General features: G+C 73.9%; 16 protein-coding genes. 6 read left to right on the forward strand and 10 right to left on the reverse strand.

The genetic code is table 11. The features are described from left to right. Positions 1-77: 77 nt before the first annotated feature. The gene (locus ACIP9H_RS31320) at positions 78-725 is read right to left on the reverse strand and encodes a DUF3000 domain-containing protein (RefSeq protein WP_401596115.1); all 648 of its coding nucleotides are present in this window, start codon (positions 723-725) and stop codon (positions 78-80) included. An 89-nt stretch (positions 726-814) separates the two neighbouring features. Here ACIP9H_RS31320 and hemE point away from each other — a divergent pair, with 89 nt between their 5' ends. Next, a complete protein-coding gene (gene hemE / locus ACIP9H_RS31325; RefSeq protein WP_401596117.1) occupies positions 815-1858 on the forward strand; it encodes a uroporphyrinogen decarboxylase in 1044 nt (347 codons plus the stop codon). 58 nt (positions 1859-1916) lie between these two features. Here hemE and ACIP9H_RS31330 read toward each other — a convergent pair whose 3' ends face one another. Then, a complete protein-coding gene (locus tag ACIP9H_RS31330; RefSeq protein WP_401596120.1) occupies positions 1917-2870 on the reverse strand; it encodes a DUF4349 domain-containing protein in 954 nt (317 codons plus the stop codon). 126 nt (positions 2871-2996) lie between these two features. Here ACIP9H_RS31330 and hemG point away from each other — a divergent pair, with 126 nt between their 5' ends. Together hemG and hemQ are read left to right on the forward strand one after the other, a co-directional pair. Then, complete coding sequence (gene hemG, locus ACIP9H_RS31335) at positions 2997-4460, forward strand: protoporphyrinogen oxidase (RefSeq protein WP_401596123.1); 1464 nt, start codon at positions 2997-2999, stop codon at positions 4458-4460. Between the two features lie 4 nt (positions 4461-4464). Continuing rightward, positions 4465-5196, forward strand: a complete 732-nt coding sequence (hemQ, locus tag ACIP9H_RS31340) for a hydrogen peroxide-dependent heme synthase (protein ID WP_401596125.1) — start codon at positions 4465-4467, stop codon at positions 5194-5196. Positions 5197-5263: 67 nt separating this feature from the next. On the opposite strand, the gene ACIP9H_RS31345 is transcribed toward hemQ, so the two are convergent. The 5 genes from ACIP9H_RS31345 to ACIP9H_RS31365 form a co-directional block, all read right to left on the reverse strand. Continuing rightward, complete coding sequence (locus ACIP9H_RS31345; protein ID WP_401596128.1) at positions 5264-6010, reverse strand: TIGR04222 domain-containing membrane protein; 747 nt, start codon at positions 6008-6010, stop codon at positions 5264-5266. 70 nt (positions 6011-6080) lie between these two features. After that, positions 6081-7247, reverse strand: coding sequence for a DUF1996 domain-containing protein (locus tag ACIP9H_RS31350; protein ID WP_360914719.1), 1167 nt, complete (start codon positions 7245-7247; stop codon positions 6081-6083). A gap of 13 nt (positions 7248-7260) precedes the next feature. Continuing rightward, positions 7261-7998, reverse strand: coding sequence for a DUF4142 domain-containing protein (locus ACIP9H_RS31355; protein WP_401596132.1), 738 nt, complete (start codon positions 7996-7998; stop codon positions 7261-7263). Positions 7999-8158: 160 nt separating this feature from the next. Then, complete coding sequence (locus ACIP9H_RS31360) at positions 8159-9523, reverse strand: DUF692 domain-containing protein (RefSeq protein ID WP_401596135.1); 1365 nt, start codon at positions 9521-9523, stop codon at positions 8159-8161. Between the two features lie 1044 nt (positions 9524-10567). Then, positions 10568-11245, reverse strand: a complete 678-nt coding sequence (locus tag ACIP9H_RS31365; protein ID WP_401596138.1) for a peptidyl-tRNA hydrolase — start codon at positions 11243-11245, stop codon at positions 10568-10570. Positions 11246-11313: 68 nt separating this feature from the next. On the opposite strand from ACIP9H_RS31365, the gene ACIP9H_RS31370 reads away from it, so the two are divergent. Genes ACIP9H_RS31370 through ACIP9H_RS31380 form a run of 3 tightly spaced genes read left to right on the forward strand, consistent with a single transcriptional unit; the run spans position 11314 to position 13509 of the window. Next, complete coding sequence (locus ACIP9H_RS31370; protein WP_401596141.1) at positions 11314-11991, forward strand: AIM24 family protein; 678 nt, start codon at positions 11314-11316, stop codon at positions 11989-11991. 1 nt (position 11992) lies between these two features. Further along, positions 11993-12841: an ATP-binding cassette domain-containing protein gene (locus tag ACIP9H_RS31375; protein ID WP_401596266.1), complete on the forward strand. Its 849-nt coding sequence runs from the start codon at positions 11993-11995 to the stop codon at positions 12839-12841. Further along, positions 12838-13509: an ABC transporter gene (locus ACIP9H_RS31380; RefSeq protein WP_401596143.1), complete on the forward strand. Its 672-nt coding sequence runs from the start codon at positions 12838-12840 to the stop codon at positions 13507-13509. The genes ACIP9H_RS31375 and ACIP9H_RS31380 overlap by 4 nt, the downstream gene beginning before the upstream one ends. Positions 13510-13524: 15 nt before the next feature. On the opposite strand, the gene ACIP9H_RS31385 is transcribed toward ACIP9H_RS31380, so the two are convergent. The 3 genes from ACIP9H_RS31385 to murC all read right to left on the reverse strand — a co-directional run bounded on the left by ACIP9H_RS31385 (position 13525) and on the right by murC (position 16100). Continuing rightward, entirely contained in the window at positions 13525-14178 is a 654-nt protein-coding gene (locus ACIP9H_RS31385) for a LysE family translocator (protein ID WP_401962165.1), read from the reverse strand. Positions 14179-14263: 85 nt separating this feature from the next. Continuing rightward, positions 14264-14671 carry a peptide-methionine (R)-S-oxide reductase MsrB gene (gene msrB, locus ACIP9H_RS31390; protein WP_401596148.1) on the reverse strand — a complete coding sequence of 136 codons (408 nt, stop codon included), beginning with the start codon at positions 14669-14671 and terminating at the stop codon, positions 14264-14266. Positions 14672-14708: 37 nt separating this feature from the next. Then, on the reverse strand, positions 14709-16100 hold the full coding sequence (gene murC, locus ACIP9H_RS31395) for a UDP-N-acetylmuramate--L-alanine ligase (RefSeq protein WP_401962167.1): 1392 nt from the start codon (positions 16098-16100) through the stop codon (positions 14709-14711). Between the last annotated feature and the right edge of the window lie 89 nt (positions 16101-16189).

A 16189-nucleotide genomic window follows, 5' to 3' on the forward strand; every position in this document is an offset into this window, starting at 1 on the left:
CGAAGGTGTGAAGATCGCGTTCATCGCGTGTGAGGGCGTGTTGACGGCGGTAAAGCGCGAGGTCGGACGGCCGGGGGTCAGCGGGTCTGCTGCGGACCGCGACGCTTCGGCAGCGGTACGACGGACGGCGCGCCGCCCAGCGGCGCGCGCGGCTCGGCCGGCGCCGGGGGCAGCCCGGCGCTCGTGCACATCAGGTCGCACCAGCCCGCCAGGTGCGCGGCGACGTCCGGAACGCCGCCCGTCGGTGCCACCGGTGTCCAGGAGGCGCGGATCTCGATACGGGTGGAGTCCTCGCGCTCCGCGAGCGCGCCGAAGTGGTGCGAGGAACTGCGCGAGACCGTGCCGCCCGCCGCGTCGAAGGCGGCGCCGTGCGTCTCCAGCGCGCCGGTCAGCCACGACCAGCTCACCTCGGGCAGCAGCGGGTCGCCCGCCATCTCCGGTTCCAGCTCGGCCCGGACCAGCGTCACCAGACGGAAGGCGCCCTGCCAGCCCTCCTGGCCGTCGGCGTCGTACAGCAGCACCAGCCGGCCGTCGGCCAGCTCCTCGCCGTCCACCACGACGGCCGCCTCCAGGGCGTACGCGTGGGGGGCCAGGCGCTTGGGCGGCGGTACGGGTTCGAGCTCGACCTCGCTCCGTACGCGAGCGCGCCGCAGCGCGTCGACCGCGTGCTGGAACGGGAGAGGGGCGTCGTTCCCGTCCGAGAGGTGCCCATGAGCCGCTGCCATGCCCGGAAGCGTAGGCCGAAGGGCGGCTTCAGTGAGGGAGGACACCCGGTTGGGCGGGTCGCCCACTTGGCGCATGCGAAGATTCGGGGGTGAGTGCGCACCAGCAGACCGCTGCTTCCCCCTTCATCCTGGCGTGCCGCCGCCGGCACGTGCCGCACACCCCCGTGTGGTTCATGCGCCAGGCAGGCCGCTCCCTGCCCGAGTACCTCAAGGTGCGCGAGGGCATCCCGATGCTCGAGTCGTGCACGCGACCCGACCTCGTCACCGAGATCACGCTGCAGCCGGTGCGCCGCCACAAGGTCGACGCGGCCGTGTACTACAGCGACATCGTGGTCCCCCTCAAGGCCATCGGCCTCGACCTCGACATCAAGCCCGGCGTCGGCCCCGTCGTCGCCGAGCCCATCCGCACCGCCGCCGACCTCGACCGGCTGCGCCCGCTGGAGCCCGACGACGTCAAGTACGTCACCGAGGCGATCGGCATGCTCACCGGCGAACTCGGCGCCACGCCGCTGATCGGCTTCGCCGGCGCGCCCTTCACGCTCGCCAGCTACCTGGTCGAGGGCGGCCCCTCGCGCAACCACGAGCGCACCAAGGCGCTGATGTACGGCGAGCCCGAGCTGTGGGCGCAGCTGCTGGACCGGCTCGCGGACATCACCTCCGCGTTCCTCAAGGTGCAGATCGAGGCCGGCGCGAGCGCCGTGCAGCTCTTCGACTCCTGGGTCGGCGCGCTGGCACCTGAGGACTACCGGCGCTACGTGATGCCGGCCTCGGTGAAGGTCTTCGACGCCGTCGCCGGGTACGACGTGCCGCGCATCCACTTCGGCGTCGGCACCGGCGAACTGCTGGGGCTGATGGGCGAGGCGGGCGCGGACGTCGTCGGCGTCGACTGGCGGGTGCCGCTGGAGGAGGCGGCGCGGCGCGTCGGCCCCGACAAGGCGCTCCAGGGGAACCTGGACCCGGCGGTGCTGTTCGCCCCGACCGCGGCCGTGGAGAAGAAGACGCGCGAGGTGCTGTACTCGGCGCAGGCCGCGCCCGGGCACATCTTCAACCTCGGGCACGGCGTCCTGCCGTCGACCGACCCGGACGCGCTGACGCGGCTCGTGGAGTTCGTCCACCAGGAGACGGCGCGCTGAAGCCTGCCGCTACCGCGCCCGGTCTGTGCGGCACCGCACGGACCGGGCGCGCGGCGCGTCAGGGACGCGGCTGCTCGACCGCGGCGGGCTCGGTGACCGGCGCCGGCGCGACGGGGTCGCGGCGGCGGCGCAGCAGCCGGAAGGCCAGCAGACCCAGCAGGGCGAGGACGGCGAACGGCAGCGCGGCGGCCAGGGCGATCAGCAGGGCGCGCAGGGTCACGTACAGCGCGTGCCAGCCCGCGCCGAGCGCGTCGCCCACGGACGCCCAGAACCCGTCGGCCTTCGCCGGCGCCGCGACCCGGTCCGGCTCGGTGAGGACGAGTGTCACCGTCGCCATGCCGGTGCGCTCCTTGAGCGAGGCCTGCTGCGCCTCCAGCGCCTCCAGATCGGCCTGGCGGCTGCTGAGTTCCCCCTCCAGCGTGACCACGTCGCTCAGCTTCGTCGCCCGGTCCATCAGTTCCCGCACCCGCGCGACGCTCGCCCGCTGCGTCTTGATGCGGCTCTCCACGTCGACGACCTGGCTCGTCACGTCCTGCGCGCTGACCTTGCGCTCCAGGAGCCTGCCGAGGCCCGCGAGGTCGCCGAGCACCCGCTCGTAGTCGGTCGGCGGGACGCGCAGGGTGACGCGGGAGTGCTCATGGCCCTCGTCGTCCAGGGACGTGCTCTCGTCGCCGATGTACCCGCCCGCGGCCTCGACGAGGGTGCGGGACCGGGCGAGCGCGTCGGGGACGTTCCCGGCCTCGACGGTGAGCGTCGCGGTGCGGACGATGAGGGAGCGGTCGAGGACGGGCGGCACCTTGCTCTTGCTCTCCGGCACTCCGGCGGCGTCCGAGTCCTGCTTCACCGGTCCGGCCTCCGGCGCCGGTCCCTGTGCCGGTTCGGCCACGGACTTGTCGTCCGCACTGCTCTGCAGGCTGCCGCCGTCGGACGCGCTGCAACCGGTCAGGACGAGCACACCCGCCAGCGCGACGGCGGCAAGTGCTCTGCGGACGGCGGTCGTTGGTGCGTTCATGGGGTCCCCCCTGGGGCCGGCTCGGATGTCGCAGGTTCGACGCCGCCGAACGGCAGGGGGTTTCGGGCCCGCGATCCCGAAGAGGTCACGGTTAGGGCTCGTTCCGGCGTCTGAGACAGTGGAGGCATGAGCGAAACGCAGCCCCGGGCCGGACATGTGGTGGTCGTCGGCGGCGGGGTCTCCGGACTCTCCGCGGCGCACTTCCTGCTGGAGGGCGGTGCGGCGCGCGTGACGGTGCTGGAGTCCTCCGGCCGGCTCGGCGGCAAGCTGTACGCGGACGAGATCGCCGGCGTGCCCGTCGACCTCGGCGCGGAGTCGCTGCTGGCCCGCCGCCCCGAAGCGGTGGACCTGGCCCGCGCCGTCGGCCTCGGCGACGACCTGGAGCCGCCCGCGACGACCACCGCGGGGCTCTGGACGCGCGGCAGGATGCGCCCGATGCCCAAGGGCGGGGTCATGGGCGTCCCCGGTGACATCGGCTCGCTCGCCGCTTCCGGCGTGCTCTCCGCCGCCGGTCTGGCGCGGCTGCCGCTCGACCACGTGCTGCCCCGCACCAAGGTGGGCGACGACGTCGCCGTCGGCACCTATGTCGCGGCCCGGCTCGGCCACGAGGTCGTCGACCGGCTCGTCGACCCGCTGCTGGGCGGGGTGTACGCGGGCAACGCGTACGAGATCTCCCTGCGCGCCGCCATTCCGCAGCTGTACGAGAGCGCCCGCTCCGGCCGCTCCCTCATCGAGGCGGTCCGCGAGACCCAGCGCCGCGCCGCGACGGCGGCGAGCGCGTCCACCGGGAAGGAGCCGGCGCCGGTCTTCGCGGGCATCCGCGGCGGCGTCGGACGGCTGCCGGTCGCGGTCGCCGAGGCGTGCCGCGCCGCCGGCGCCCGCATCCTCACCGACGCCCCCGTACGGCAGCTGCGGCGCACCCCGGACGGCTGGCAGGTCACCTGGGACCACGACGGCGCGAGCGAGGTGATGGAGGCCGACGCGGTCGTGCTGGCGGTGCCGGCCCCCGCCGCGGCCAGGCTGCTGGGCTCGGAGTCGCCGGGCGCCGCGGCAGATCTGGCGGCGGTGGAGTACGCGAGCGTCGCCCTGGTGACGATGGCCTTCCGGCGCCGCGAGATCACGCACGCCCTGCCCGGCAGCGGCTTCCTCGTGCCGCCGGTCGACGGCCGCACCATCAAGGCGTCCACCTTCTCCAGCCAGAAGTGGCACTGGAGCGGCACCGCCGACTCCGACGTCTACGTGCTGCGCACCTCCGTCGGGCGGTACGGCCAGGAGGCCGACCTCGCCTGGGACGACACCGACCTCGTCCGGCTCTCCCGGGAGGACCTCGGCGAGGCCGTCGGGCTCACCGCCGCGCCGGTCGCCGCCCGGGTCACCCGGTGGGACGGCGGCCTCCCGCAGTACCCGGTCGGCCACCTCGCCCGGGTCGCCCGCGTGCGCGAGCAGGTCGCCAAGCTGCCGGGCCTCGCGGTGTGCGGGGCGGTGTACGAGGGCGTGGGCGTGCCCGCGTGCGTGGCGAGCGCGCGCGGCGCGGCGGACCAGGTCCTGGGCACCCTGCGGCCGTCGGCGGAACCCGGCGCGGGACAATAGCCCCATGACCGACTCGACTGCTTCCGACGCACCGGCCAAGGCCCCCAACGCGGGCAAGAAGGCCAAGGACCTCAACGAGGTCATCCGCTACACCCTCTGGTCGGTGTTCCGGCTCCGCGACGTCCTGCCCGAGGACCGCGCCGGCTGGGCGGAGGAGGTCGAGGAGCTCTTCGAACAGCTCGCCGCCAAGGACGTGACGGTCCGTGGCACCTACGACATCTCCGGTCTGCGTGCCGACGCCGACCTCATGATCTGGTGGCACGCGGAGACCGCGGACGCCCTCCAGGACGCCTACAACCGGTTCCGCCGCACCCGCCTCGGCGGCCGTCTGGAGCCGGTCTGGTCCAACATGGCGCTGCACCGGCCCGCGGAGTTCAACAAGAGCCACATCCCGGCCTTCCTGGCCGACGAGACGGCCCGCGACTGGGTCTCCGTCTACCCCTTCGTCCGCTCCTACGACTGGTACCTGCTGCCCGACGAGGACCGCCGCCGCATGCTCGCCGACCACGGCAAGATGGCGCGCGGCTACCCGGACGTGCGGGCGAACACGGTGGCGTCGTTCTCGCTGGGCGACTACGAGTGGATCCTGGCCTTCGAGGCGGACGAGCTGCACCGCATCGTCGACCTGATGCGGCACCTGCGGGCCTCCGAGGCGCGGATGCACGTCCGCGAGGAGGTCCCCTTCTACACCGGCCGCCGCCGGTCGGTCGCGGAGCTGGTGGCGGGGCTGGCCTGACGGCTCCGGAACGCGTACGAAGGGGGAGCGGCCGGCGGCCGCTCCCCCTTCGTCGTTGTCAGTCGTGTCAGGCCAGGGCGGCGCGGAGCTCGGGGTCGGACAGCGCCGACGGCCCCCGCACCGCGAGGGCGGTGAGCAGGTGCGGGTCGTCGGGGGCGGGGGAGCGCGGGACGGCGACGGCGCGCAGGAGGTCCTGGCCGGTGGGGGAGGCCCAGCGGCTGTAGGGGTGGATCTCGACGCGGGCGATGCCGAGGCAGCCGGCGGCCAGCAGCAGCGGGAGCGCGAACCAGGGCGCGATCGGGGCGGCGCCGCCCGGGTTGCCGACGGTCGCGGCGGCCAGCATGACGACGATGACGACCACGGCCGCGCGCACCTCGCGCATGCCCGAGGCGACGGACTCACGGACGGCCGCGGGGACCGCCAGACCCGCCGCCGTGAGGCGGTCGGCGAGAGCGGCCAGGACGTCGGAGGCGGCGTGCGCGGCGCGGGCCCCGGCGATCTCCCGCTGGCCCCCGGGACCGATCGCGTCGATCAGGGCGCGCTCGACGGCGTTGCGCCCCTCGGGGTCGACGACGGTCGCCCAGCCGGTTCCCGCCAGGTGCAGACGCCGCTGGCGGCCCATGGTGACCATCGCCAGGTCCGTCACCCGGCGCGGGCCGCCGGAGAGATAGGCCATCTCGTACAGCCCGAGCCGGCGTTCGCCCTCGGAGGGCGCCCTCACAGGCGGCTGGGCCGCGGCGACCGCCGCCCTGCACAGGTGTGCGCAGGAGACGATCGCCGCGGCCCAGGCCACGCAGAGGAACAGCATCCACATGGGGGAGTTCTAGCCCAACCCCGCGGGGTCCGCCCGGGATTTCACGGATCGGGCGGGCGGACCGGGGGCGTCAGCCGCAGGTGCGGTTGCGGTTGATGCAGCTGACGAGCTGGTTCATCAGGTTCGCCGGCATGAAGTTGGCGAAGTCGCCGTGGTCGGTCACCGGCTTGTGCTGCTGCTCGGGGAAGCTGTCGACCGCGTAGTTCGGCCCCTGCGGCACCTGGTAGGTCAGGCGCATCTGGAGCTGGGGGACCGGCTTGGTGCCGGCCGGGCACTGGCCCGCGCCGTCGGGGAAGACGACGTGGGTGCGGTGGTTGGCGCTGTCGGTGTTCGCACCGTCCCAGCAGCTGGGGAAGTTGAGGGTGCGGACCACCCGGCTGCCCCGCGGGCAGAGCGGGTACTTGTCGGTGAGCTGGCGGTTCTCGAAGCCCGTGCAGCTCCACGACGCCTTGGCGTTGGCGACGCCGTTGGTGAACGACTTCGCGTCACCGGTGATGATCCTCATGGTGGACGGCATGCCGACCACCTTGGCCGTCGGGTTGCCCCGGAAGGTGAGGCTGACCGACTGCGACTGCAGGATGGTGCCGGTGTTGCCGTCGGCGTCCGGCGCGTCGTTGGCGGTACGGGCCCGCAGCACCGGCCAGAAGTAGGTCGACTTGTCGCCGCGGGCACAGGTGGTGCCGGCCGCCGCCAGGGTCTCGTTGGTCGAGAACCCGTCGGTGCTCAGGTTGCCCACATAGTCGTGGACGTGGTGCGCGCCGTTGGAGACACCCGGGGCCACGATGAAGTTGTCGGGGTTGTTGTGCTTGTTCTCGTTGCGCCCGCAGCGCGCGGTGAAGGTGCCGCGCGAGGCGCTCCGCTGGTTGGCCGCCCGCTGGACGTTCGGCTGGACGGAGCGGATGTCCGCGAAGTCCGCCGCCACCGGGCCGTTGGTCTGCGTACCGCCGGCGGGGGCCGACGCGGAGGCGGAGGCGGACGGTGCGGCGGTGCCGCCGTTCTGGCCGCCGTTGTTCTGGTTCCCTCCGTTGCCGGTCCCGTTGTCGGCCTTCGTGCTGTTCCACGAGCTGGGCTTCTGCCACCCGTTGGAGTGGCCGGAGGAGGGCCTCCAGTGGGCCGAAGCCGTGCCGGTGACCAGGGCGAAGGTGCCGCCGGAGCCGAGCAGTGCCAGCACGGCTATCAGCACGAGTTGCTTGGTGCTCAACCTGCGCCGGTGGTTCATCTGTTGTCGTGTGGGCATGGATAGCTCATTTCTACTGCGACGGCTGGGGTGAGGACGCCGCGGGGGGGAGGGAGTACGTGGGGGACGGGGTGACGATGAAGGTCGGTTCTCCGGGGGCCGGGGAGACCGGTATCGCGGCCGCGGGGTTGGTCGGGCTCGCGGTGGTGTCGACGGCGATCTGGTCGAAGTTCACCAGCCCGGTCTTCTCCAGGACGGTGATGTGGTCGAGCACCGTCGTGTTCGCCTGGTCCGCGAGCTCGCGGACCAGTGAGTTGCGGGTGGTGGCACGAACCTGGGCCACGACCGAGAACACCTGGCCGTGGGCGAGCCTCAGGATGTTCGCGAACTTCTGGTCGAAATCCTTGCCGTTGGCCGCGGACAAAGTGGCAAGAAAGCCCATTTGCTGCGGAGTCGGCTGATTGGGCAGCGTGATGCCCAATTGCGGACCGATCGTCCGGCACGACGAGTCCAGACCCGTGTGCCCGTCGATCAGGTGCTGCCCCGCGCGTTTGACGGCGGAGGTCGTCCCCTTCTGCAGGGCCATCTGCCCGGCCGGGAACTCCCACAGGCCGGCCAGGCGCACCTTGGTGACGAAGGTGCGGTCCAGCGGGGTGAGCGGACCGTACTGCGTGGCGACCGTCTGGGCGGCGGCCGCGGTGACGGCGGGGCTGTTCAGCCCCGACATGACCGGGTAGGCCAGCGCGGCCAGGGTGACCACGAAAGCCCCGACCACGAGGCTCAGTCCGGTGGCGTAACGGGTGGATCGCATGGGACCGCACGTTAGTGCGTTTGAAGCGGTCCGGGCGAGTAAACATCACGTATTTGCGAATCCAGGGAATCGCCGCGCAGTTCTTGATACGTTGTTGCGTTTCCCGGCGAACAGCCCCCGCCGCTATTTGCGTTGCAGGTCGGAGGCCTGTTGAAAAAGATTATGGCAGCTTTGAACGGAGCGTGTCCCGCATACGTATGAATACGCGTGAGGGCTGTCGCGGGATCGCGGAACGGTGCCGCAGCAGCCGCCGTTGCCATCCGTTCAGGGGCGCCGGACCCGAACGTTCCCGCCACCACACGTGGAGCCGGCGCAGGGTGGCGCCGTCCGGTGCGCCCGCGGTGTCCGCCCCGTCGAGCAGATGCGCGGCGAAGTCGAGCGCGTCACGCCGGTAACCCCCGCCGAGCGGGCGGCCGGCGGCGTAGCGCAGGAACGCGGGCCGGTACGCCGGGCCGAGGATCTCCGCCAGTTCGGGCGCGACCTTCGCCACGATGCCGGCCCGCTTGGCCGCCAGGGCCCGGCTCTGCACGCCGACCCGGACCCGGTCGAAGCCCTCGGGCACCGGGGTGCCCGCGACCAGCGCGGACAGCAGCGCCGTCTGGCGCAGGGCCAGCCGCTGCCGCGCGCCCCGCGCCGCCGGCGCGACACCTACGGGCAGGGCGGGCCGCGCACCGTCCGCGGGCCGCGCCGCGGCGTCCACCACGGCCCGCACGGCAGCCAGTTCGGCCGACAGCTCGTCCCCCGCGGGGAAGTCGTCGTCGCGCTCCAGCAGCACACCGGGCGGGCAGGCCCGCTCGTACAGCGCCGCCAGCACCTCCAGGACGGCCGCGGGCACGGGGTGGGCGTGGCTGTCGTGCCACACGCCGTCCTTCTCGTAGCCGCCCGCGACGTGGACGTAGGCGATGGATCCGGCCGGCAGCGCGTCCAGGGCGGCGAGCGGGTCCTCGCCCCGGTTGACGCGGTTGGTGTGCAGGTTGGCCACGTCGATCAGCAGGCGCACACCGGTGCGCTCCACCAGCTCGGCGAGGAAGGCGCCCTCGCTCATCTCCTCGTCCGGCCACGCGACCAGCGCGGCGATGTTCTCCAGCGCGAGCGGCACGGGCAGCGCCTCCTGGGCGATGCGCACGTTCTCGCAGAGCACGTCCAGCGCGTCGCGGGTGCGCGGCACCGGCAGCAGGTGCCCGGCCTCCAGCGGGGCCGAGCCGGTCGTCTCGCCGCCGCCGCGGACGAAGGCGATGTGCTCGGTCACGAGCGGTGCCCCCAGCACCTCCGCGCGCTGCGCGAGCGCGGCCAGCCGCCCCGGGTCGGGCCGCTCGGCGCCCCCGAGCCCGAGCGACACCCCGTGCGGGACGACGGTGACGCCGCGCTCGCGCAGCCGTACCAGGGAGTCCGGGACATGGCCGGGGCACACGTTCTCGGCGACCGCCTCGACCCAGTCGACGCGGCCGGCCTCCGCCAGCGCCTCGACGGTGTCCGCGATCTCCGGCCGCCAGCCGATCCCCGTGCCCAACTTCGCGTGCTCCACCGGGCCCCCCTTTCTCCTGCCGGGGTTGTCGCCCCGCAGAACTGGCACGAACCGCGCCCGCGGGTGGTTCAGAGCTGAATTTGAGCTTCGCGCTGGGCGGTGGCCGACTGTGAGGGCAGACCCGCGACGGCCCGGACGATCCGCAGACCGCGCGGAGCCTTGGACGTACCTGGGCGCGCCTCGGATTGCGGCCGGCGTCGCAGACGGTGTCGGCGGGCCGACGAGCCGTCCGAAGGGGGTTGGCGCGCGTCCGGCGCGACGGGCGAGCGCCTGACGCTGCCGCGCCCCGCGCGGCGGTCCTTGACGCGGCGCTGCCGGTCGACCATGCGGGCGTAGCCGGATACCGGGTGAGGCGGCGACGGCCACCGGCGATCCTGCGATCCCGGGCCAACCCGCGGCGCACCCCCCCGCCGGGGGCGTCCGGCGTGGCTACCACCTCGGTGCCGGGTCGGCCATGGCGGTGCGCGATCGCGGAGGGGTCCTGGAACGGCGCTGGTGGCCGACCGTGCGGGCGTGGCCGGATACGGGGTCGGTGGCGACGGCCTTCGGTGAGCCTGTGATCCCGGGCCAACCCGCGGCGCACCCTCCGCCGGGGGCGTCCGGCGTCTCGCGCGACGGGCGGACCGCCGCAGGTGAGCGTACGTGGTGCGGTTGGGCTTTGCCGCGTGGCGGGCGCCACCTCGGTGCCGGGTCGGCCATGGCGGTGCGCGATCGCGGAGAGGTTCTGAAACGGCGCTGGTGGCCGACCGTGCGGGCGTGGCCGGATACGGGGTCGGTGGCGACGGCCCTCGGTGAGCCTGCGATCCCGGGCCAACCCGCGGCGCGCCCTCCGCCGGGGGCGTCCGGCGTCCCGCACGACGGGGGCGGACCGCCGGAAGCGAGCGCCCGCGCGGTGCGGTTGACCTTTGTGCGCGGTGGCCCGCCGTGAGAGCGCGGCCGCGACGCCCATCGGTGCGCCTTCGATCGCGGGCGAACCCGTCACGGCCACGGCGATCCGCAGGCCGCGCCGTGCACCTGGGCGCACTCGCGCTTCGCGCTGTCCGCCTAGCGCAGCGCGGGGTGGTCCGCCACGACGGTGCAGGAGCCCGGGGCGATCTCGGTGAAACCGGCGTCGCGGACGACGGGCAGGGTGCCGGAGGTGAGGGCCTGCCATTGTTCGGGCCGGGCGGTGCGGACCGCGAGGGCGAAGCCGGTCTCGCGCCACAGCTCCCGGTCGGCCGCGGACAGCGCGAGCCAGGCGAGCTGCGCGCCGTGCCCGGCCTGCGCCATGGCCTTGCCGGCGGACATCTCCACGTCGGGGTTGAGCCAGAGCACCGGGGTGCCCGGCTCGGGCTCCGCGGGCGCCTCGGGGTCCTCCAGTTCCGTGCCGGAGACCTGGAGCCGTGCCAGGTCCTTCGGCCAGCCGTCGAGCGGGACCGGCGGGAAGACCCGCACCTCGGCCGACTTGCCCGTCACCGTGATCCCGGGCAGCGCCTCCGCGCGCCGCCATTCCGCGCCGCGGGCCCGCCGCACCACCTTGCGGATGCGGGCGTCCTCCCAGTCGTGCACGGCCTCGGCCCAGTCGCCGCCGTCCGCTGTGGCGCGCTCGTCGGAACGCAGGAGCAGGACCGCCCGGGCGGCGGTCTCCAGGGCGTCGGTGCGGGCGGGCGGCGCGTCCCGCTCGATGCGGACGACCAGCGGAAGGACGAACTGGGGACGGCTGTCACGAGGATCGGTGCTCACCGCAACAGTCTGCCACCCGCCCCGGACGGGGCTTGGCAGAGGCGATCCTCCCGGGCCAGGATGACCCCGTGCGCAGCGACCTCTTTGCGACCGAGAACACGGCGCAGCCGGCCACCGAGCCCGGCATGACCCTGCAGAACGCCAAGTCGATCAAGTACGCCGTCAACGGCGAGTGCCTGGCCCGGCAGGGGTCGATGATCGCCTTCCGCGGGAACCTGCAGTTCGAGGTGAAGGGGCAGGGCGTCGGCAAGTTCCTCAAGCGCGCCCTCACCGGCGAGGGCCTGCCGTTGATGACGGTGCGCGGGCAGGGCGAGGCCTGGTTCGCGCACGAGGCGGCCAACTGTTTCGTCATCGACATCGACCCGGGCGACAGCCTCACCATCAACGGCCGCAACGTGCTGGTCTTCGACGCGACGCTCAGCTACGAGATAAAGGTCGTCAAGGGCGCCGGCATGGTCGGCGGCGGCCTGTTCAACAGCGTGTTCACCGGTCACGGCAAGCTGGGCGTGATGTGCGAGGGCAGCCCGATCGTCATCCCGGTCACCCCGCAGGCGCCGGTCTACGTCGACACCGACGCCGTCGTCGGCTGGAGCGCCCAGCTGCAGACCTCGCTGCACCGCTCGCAGAGCTTCGGCTCGATGCTGCGCGGCGGTTCGGGCGAGGCGGTCCAGCTGATGCTGCAGGGCGAGGGATTCGTCATCGTGCGGCCCAGTGAGTCGCAGCCGCACCAGCCCAGCGCCCACTGACGTGCGGCTGGAGGCGGTCGGCCGGCGCTACGGGGCGCGCGGGCCGTGGGTGCTGAGGGACGTGGACCTGGAGCTGCCCGGGCGGCAGCTGCTGCGCGTCGAGGGCGCCAACGGCAGCGGGAAGTCGACCTTCCTGCGGGTCCTGGCCGGCATCGACCGCCCCACCGCCGGACGTGTCACCGGGCGGCCGCGCACCGCGTACGTGCCCGAGCGCTTCCCGCCCGCGCTGCCCTTCGACGCGCTGGGCTATCTCGTCCACCTCGGTCGGGTGCACGGCCTGGGCAGCCGCACGGCCGCCGATCGCGCCGGGCGCTGGCTCGAGCGTTTCGGCATCGCCCCGTACGCCCGTACGCCGCTGCGGGAGCTGTCCAAGGGCACGTGCCAGAAGGTCGCCGTCGTCCAGGCGCTGCTGGCCGAGCCGGAACTGCTCGTGCTGGACGAGGCGTGGACGGGCCTGGACCGGCCGGCGCGCGCCGTGCTGGACGACGCAGTCCGGGCCACCGTCGCGGCGGGCGGAACCGCGGTGTTCGTCGACCACGACCGGCGGCGGCTCGCCGGTGACACAACGGGCGCCCACCGCGTCGAGGACACCCGGCTGGTGCCCGTGGCCGCGCCCCTGGCGGCCGACGGCGCCGGCGCCGCGGACACCGGGCCGCTGGTGGTCGTCGAGGCCGTGGGACGCGGGGCACCGCCCGCGGGCCTCGGCCACGGGACGACCGCGACCGGCACGCTCCGGCTGACCGTCCCGGCCCGTGAATCCGACGCCGTCCTGCGGCGGTTGCTCGACGCCGACCCGCCCTGGCACATCCGAACGGTCCGCCCGGCGGCCGGGCCACCGGAGGACGCATGACCGCGCTGCTGCGCTACCGGACCGCCCTGCTGCTGCGTTCCTACCGCTGGCTGCCGCCGCTGCTGCTCTACGCGGCCGTCCTGGCGATCGGCCTCACCGCGGGGCCGCAGCCGCTGCTGGACTCCCTCGGCTGGAACGCGGCCGCGCTGCTCCCGGCCGCCGCGTGGCTGGTCCGGGTCTGCGTCACCGTCGAGCCCCCCGCCGCCCGCGCGTGCGTGGCCGCGGCCTCGGGACCGGCGCGGGCTCACGTGGCGGGGATGCTGGCCGCGCTGATGTGCTCGGCGCTGACGGGCGCCGCGGGCATCGGCGTGGTCCTGTGGGTCGCCGATCCGCACACCACCGACCACCTCAAGGCGGTCCCGGTGGGGCCGGCCGCCGTGTCGGGTGCGCTGGCGGTCCTGGTGTCGGCGCTGCTCGGCACGGCGGTGGGCGCGCTCACCAATCCGCCGGTGCTGCTCCGTCCCGGCTGGGCGGTGCCCGTCACCACGGGCGCCGCGGTCGCGGTGCTGGTCGCCGGCGGTTCGCCCGCCAACGCCGCCGTCCGCGGCCTGGTGGTGGCCTCGCACACCGGCCGCATCCCCTACCCGCTGCTGTCCCTCCTGGCGGCGGTGGTCCTCGCCGCCGGTGCCGCGGCGGTCGCGGGGCTCCTGAGCTCCCGTCGCGGCTGACGGTCCGTCAGCACGTCAGTTCTCCAGGGCCATGCGCACGCCCAGCGCCACCAGCACCCCGCCCGAGACGAATTCGAGCCGGCGGCGGACGGAGGCGCGGCCGAACACGGACCGCAGCCGGTCGACGAACCAGACGTAGGAGCCGTAGTAGCCGACCTCGAAGACCGCCCACAGCGCCGCCAGCCCCACCATCGTGGGCAGTTGGGGCGCTCCCGCGGGCACGAACTGGGGGAGGAAGGACATCGCGAAGACGGCCGCCTTGGGGTTGGCCAGGTTCATGCCGAGCCCGGCCCGGTAGGCCGCACCCGGGGTCACGGCGGCGGCCTGCGGCTCTGCTTCCTCCCCGTCGCCCCCGTCGCCCCCGTCGCCCCCGTCGCCCCCGCGGCCGCGGCGGGCGGAGCGCAGGGCCTGCACACCGAACCAGAGGAGGACCGCCGCGCCCACGATCCGCACGGCGTCGTACGCCGCCTGCGAGGCCGCGAGCAGCGCGGTGAGCCCGAAAGCCGCCGAGACGCCCCACACGAAGACGCCCGTCTCGTTGCCGAGCACGGTCAGGAAACCCGCGCGCCGGCTCCGCAGCGAGTGGCGGATGATCAGCACGGTGCTGGGTCCCGGGGCGGCCGCGATCAGCAGGCAGGCCCCGAGGAAGGGCAGCAGGAAAGTGGGCATCCGCACATTGTGGCGCCGCGGGCCGTGACCGTACCAGCGGCCCTCGAAAGCAGGCGCCGCCCGGTCCCGGGCGGCGCCTTCCCGGTCAGCCCTCCGTCGGCTCCAGCCGGAGCGAGATCGAGTTGATGCAGTAGCGCTGGTCGGTGGGGGTGGCATACCCCTCGCCCTCGAAGACGTGCCCCAGGTGGGAGCCGCAGCGGGCGCAGCGCACCTCGGTGCGGACCATGCCCATGGTGCGGTCCTCGATCAGCTCGACGGCCTTGCTGTCCCGCGGGTCGTAGAAGGACGGCCAGCCGCAGTGCGACTCGAACTTGGTGCCGGAGGTGAACAGTTCCGCGCCGCAGGCCCGGCAGGAGTAGACACCCTTGGTCTTGGTGTCGGTGTACTCACCGGTGAACGCCCGCTCCGTCCCGGCCTCGCGGAGGACGGCGTACTCCTGGGGCGTCAGCTCTTCGCGCCACTGCTCCTCGGACTTGTCGACTTCGTACGCCATGGTGTCCTCTCCCTCGTGGCCCTGGTGGCCCTCGTGCTCAGCTCTCCAGTCGGGCCAGGATCCGCGGACCGAGGTCCGTCACGTCTCCCGCGCCCATGGTGAGAACAAGGTCACCGGGTCCTGCCATTCCGGCGACGAGCGCGGGCACCGCGTCCTTGTCGTGCCCGGCGGTGACGTCCGCGCCGTGGGCGGCCGCCGCGTCGATGATCAGGGCGCTGGTGACGCCGGGGATCGGGTCCTCGCGGGCCGGGTAGATGTCCAGCACCACGGAGGCGTCGGCCAGCCCCAGGGCCTCGCCCATCTCGCGGCCGAGCTCCTGGGTGCGGCTGAACAGGTGCGGCTGGAACACCACCAGGATGCGCCGGTCGCCCGCGGCCTCGCGCAGGGCCTCCAGGTCCGCGGTCATCTCGGTGGGGTGGTGCGCGTAGGAGTCGATCACCTGGACGCCGCCGGCGGTGCCCTTCAGCTGGAGGCGGCGCTTGACCCCGGTGTACGTGCCGAGCGCCTTGGCCAGGTCCTCCGCGGGCACGTCCAGCGCGATGCCGGCCGCCAGCGCGGCGACGGCGTTGTGCGCGTAGTGGCGGCCGGGGACCGAGACGGTGAAGGTGTGCTCGCGGCCGCCCAGGCACACCGTGACCTCGCTCGCCATGCCCTGCGGGGTGATCCGGGCGATCCTGAGGTCCGCCCCGGCGTCCTCGCCGACCTTGACCACGGTCAGGCCCTCGCGGCCGGCGACACGGGCGGCGAGCTCGCGTGCCCCCGCGTGCTCGCCGACGACCAGGGTGCCGCCAGGGACGATCTTGCCGACGAAGGCCTCGAAGGACTCGTAGATCTCGTCCATGGAGGCGTAGTTCGCGTGGTGGTCCAGCTCCACATTGAGCACGATCGCCACTTCGGGGTCGTACTTCTGGAAGCTGCGGTCGCTCTCGTCCGCCTCGGCCACGAAGATCTCGCCCGTGCCGTGGTGCGCGTTGGAGCCCGGCGCGTCCAGGTCGCCGCCGATGGCGTACGAGGGGTCGAGGCCCAGCGCCGACAGGCTCACGGCGAGCATCGAGGTGGTGGTGGTCTTGCCGTGCGTCCCGGCCACCGCGATCGGGCGCAGGCCCACCATGAGCGCGGCGAGCGCGTCGGACCGGTGCACCACCGGGACGCCGCGCCCGCGTGCGGCGGCCAGCTCCGGGTTGTCGTCCCGGATGGCGCTGGAGACCACCACGCAGGTCGCGTCCGGCGCCAGGTGCTCCTGCGCGTGCCCGATGTGCACGGTCGCGCCGAGCGCCCGCAGCGCCTCGGCGGTCTCGGAGTCCTTCGCGTCACTGCCCGCGACGCTCGCGCCGCGCTGGGCCAGGATCTTCGCGATGCCCGACATCCCGGCGCCGCCGATCCCGATGAAGTGCGGTCGGTCCATGGCGGGGGGAAGAGTGGGGCTCATGCGCGCTGCTCCCTGCGTGCTCGGGCGTGTGCCGTGGTGGTCGGGCACCTCCGATTCTTCCATCCGCACGGGGCGGGGGACGCCCGTCC

Source organism: Streptomyces sp. NPDC088732 (genome assembly GCF_044751205.1).
Classification (GTDB): Bacteria; Actinomycetota; Actinomycetes; order Streptomycetales; family Streptomycetaceae; genus Actinacidiphila.

Excerpts from the sequence above, each read along its gene's own strand:
- ACIP9H_RS31320 (WP_401596115.1), bottom strand. The coding sequence starts at position 725 with ATGGCAGCGGCTCATGGGCACCTCTCGGACGGGAACGACGCCCCTCTC.
- ACIP9H_RS31330 (WP_401596120.1), bottom strand. The coding sequence starts at position 2,870 with ATGAACGCACCAACGACCGCCGTCCGCAGAGCACTTGCCGCCGTCGCG.
- hemG (WP_401596123.1), top strand. The coding sequence starts at position 2,997 with ATGAGCGAAACGCAGCCCCGGGCCGGACATGTGGTGGTCGTCGGCGGC.
- hemQ (WP_401596125.1), top strand. The coding sequence starts at position 4,465 with ATGACCGACTCGACTGCTTCCGACGCACCGGCCAAGGCCCCCAACGCG.
- ACIP9H_RS31345 (WP_401596128.1), bottom strand. The coding sequence starts at position 6,010 with ATGTGGATGCTGTTCCTCTGCGTGGCCTGGGCCGCGGCGATCGTCTCC.
- ACIP9H_RS31350 (WP_360914719.1), bottom strand. The coding sequence starts at position 7,247 with ATGCCCACACGACAACAGATGAACCACCGGCGCAGGTTGAGCACCAAG.
- ACIP9H_RS31355 (WP_401596132.1), bottom strand. The coding sequence starts at position 7,998 with ATGCGATCCACCCGTTACGCCACCGGACTGAGCCTCGTGGTCGGGGCT.
- ACIP9H_RS31380 (WP_401596143.1), top strand. The coding sequence starts at position 12,838 with ATGACCGCGCTGCTGCGCTACCGGACCGCCCTGCTGCTGCGTTCCTAC.
- ACIP9H_RS31385 (WP_401962165.1), bottom strand. The coding sequence starts at position 14,178 with ATGCCCACTTTCCTGCTGCCCTTCCTCGGGGCCTGCCTGCTGATCGCG.
- msrB (WP_401596148.1), bottom strand. The coding sequence starts at position 14,671 with ATGGCGTACGAAGTCGACAAGTCCGAGGAGCAGTGGCGCGAAGAGCTG.
- murC (WP_401962167.1), bottom strand. The coding sequence starts at position 16,100 with ATGAGCCCCACTCTTCCCCCCGCCATGGACCGACCGCACTTCATCGGG.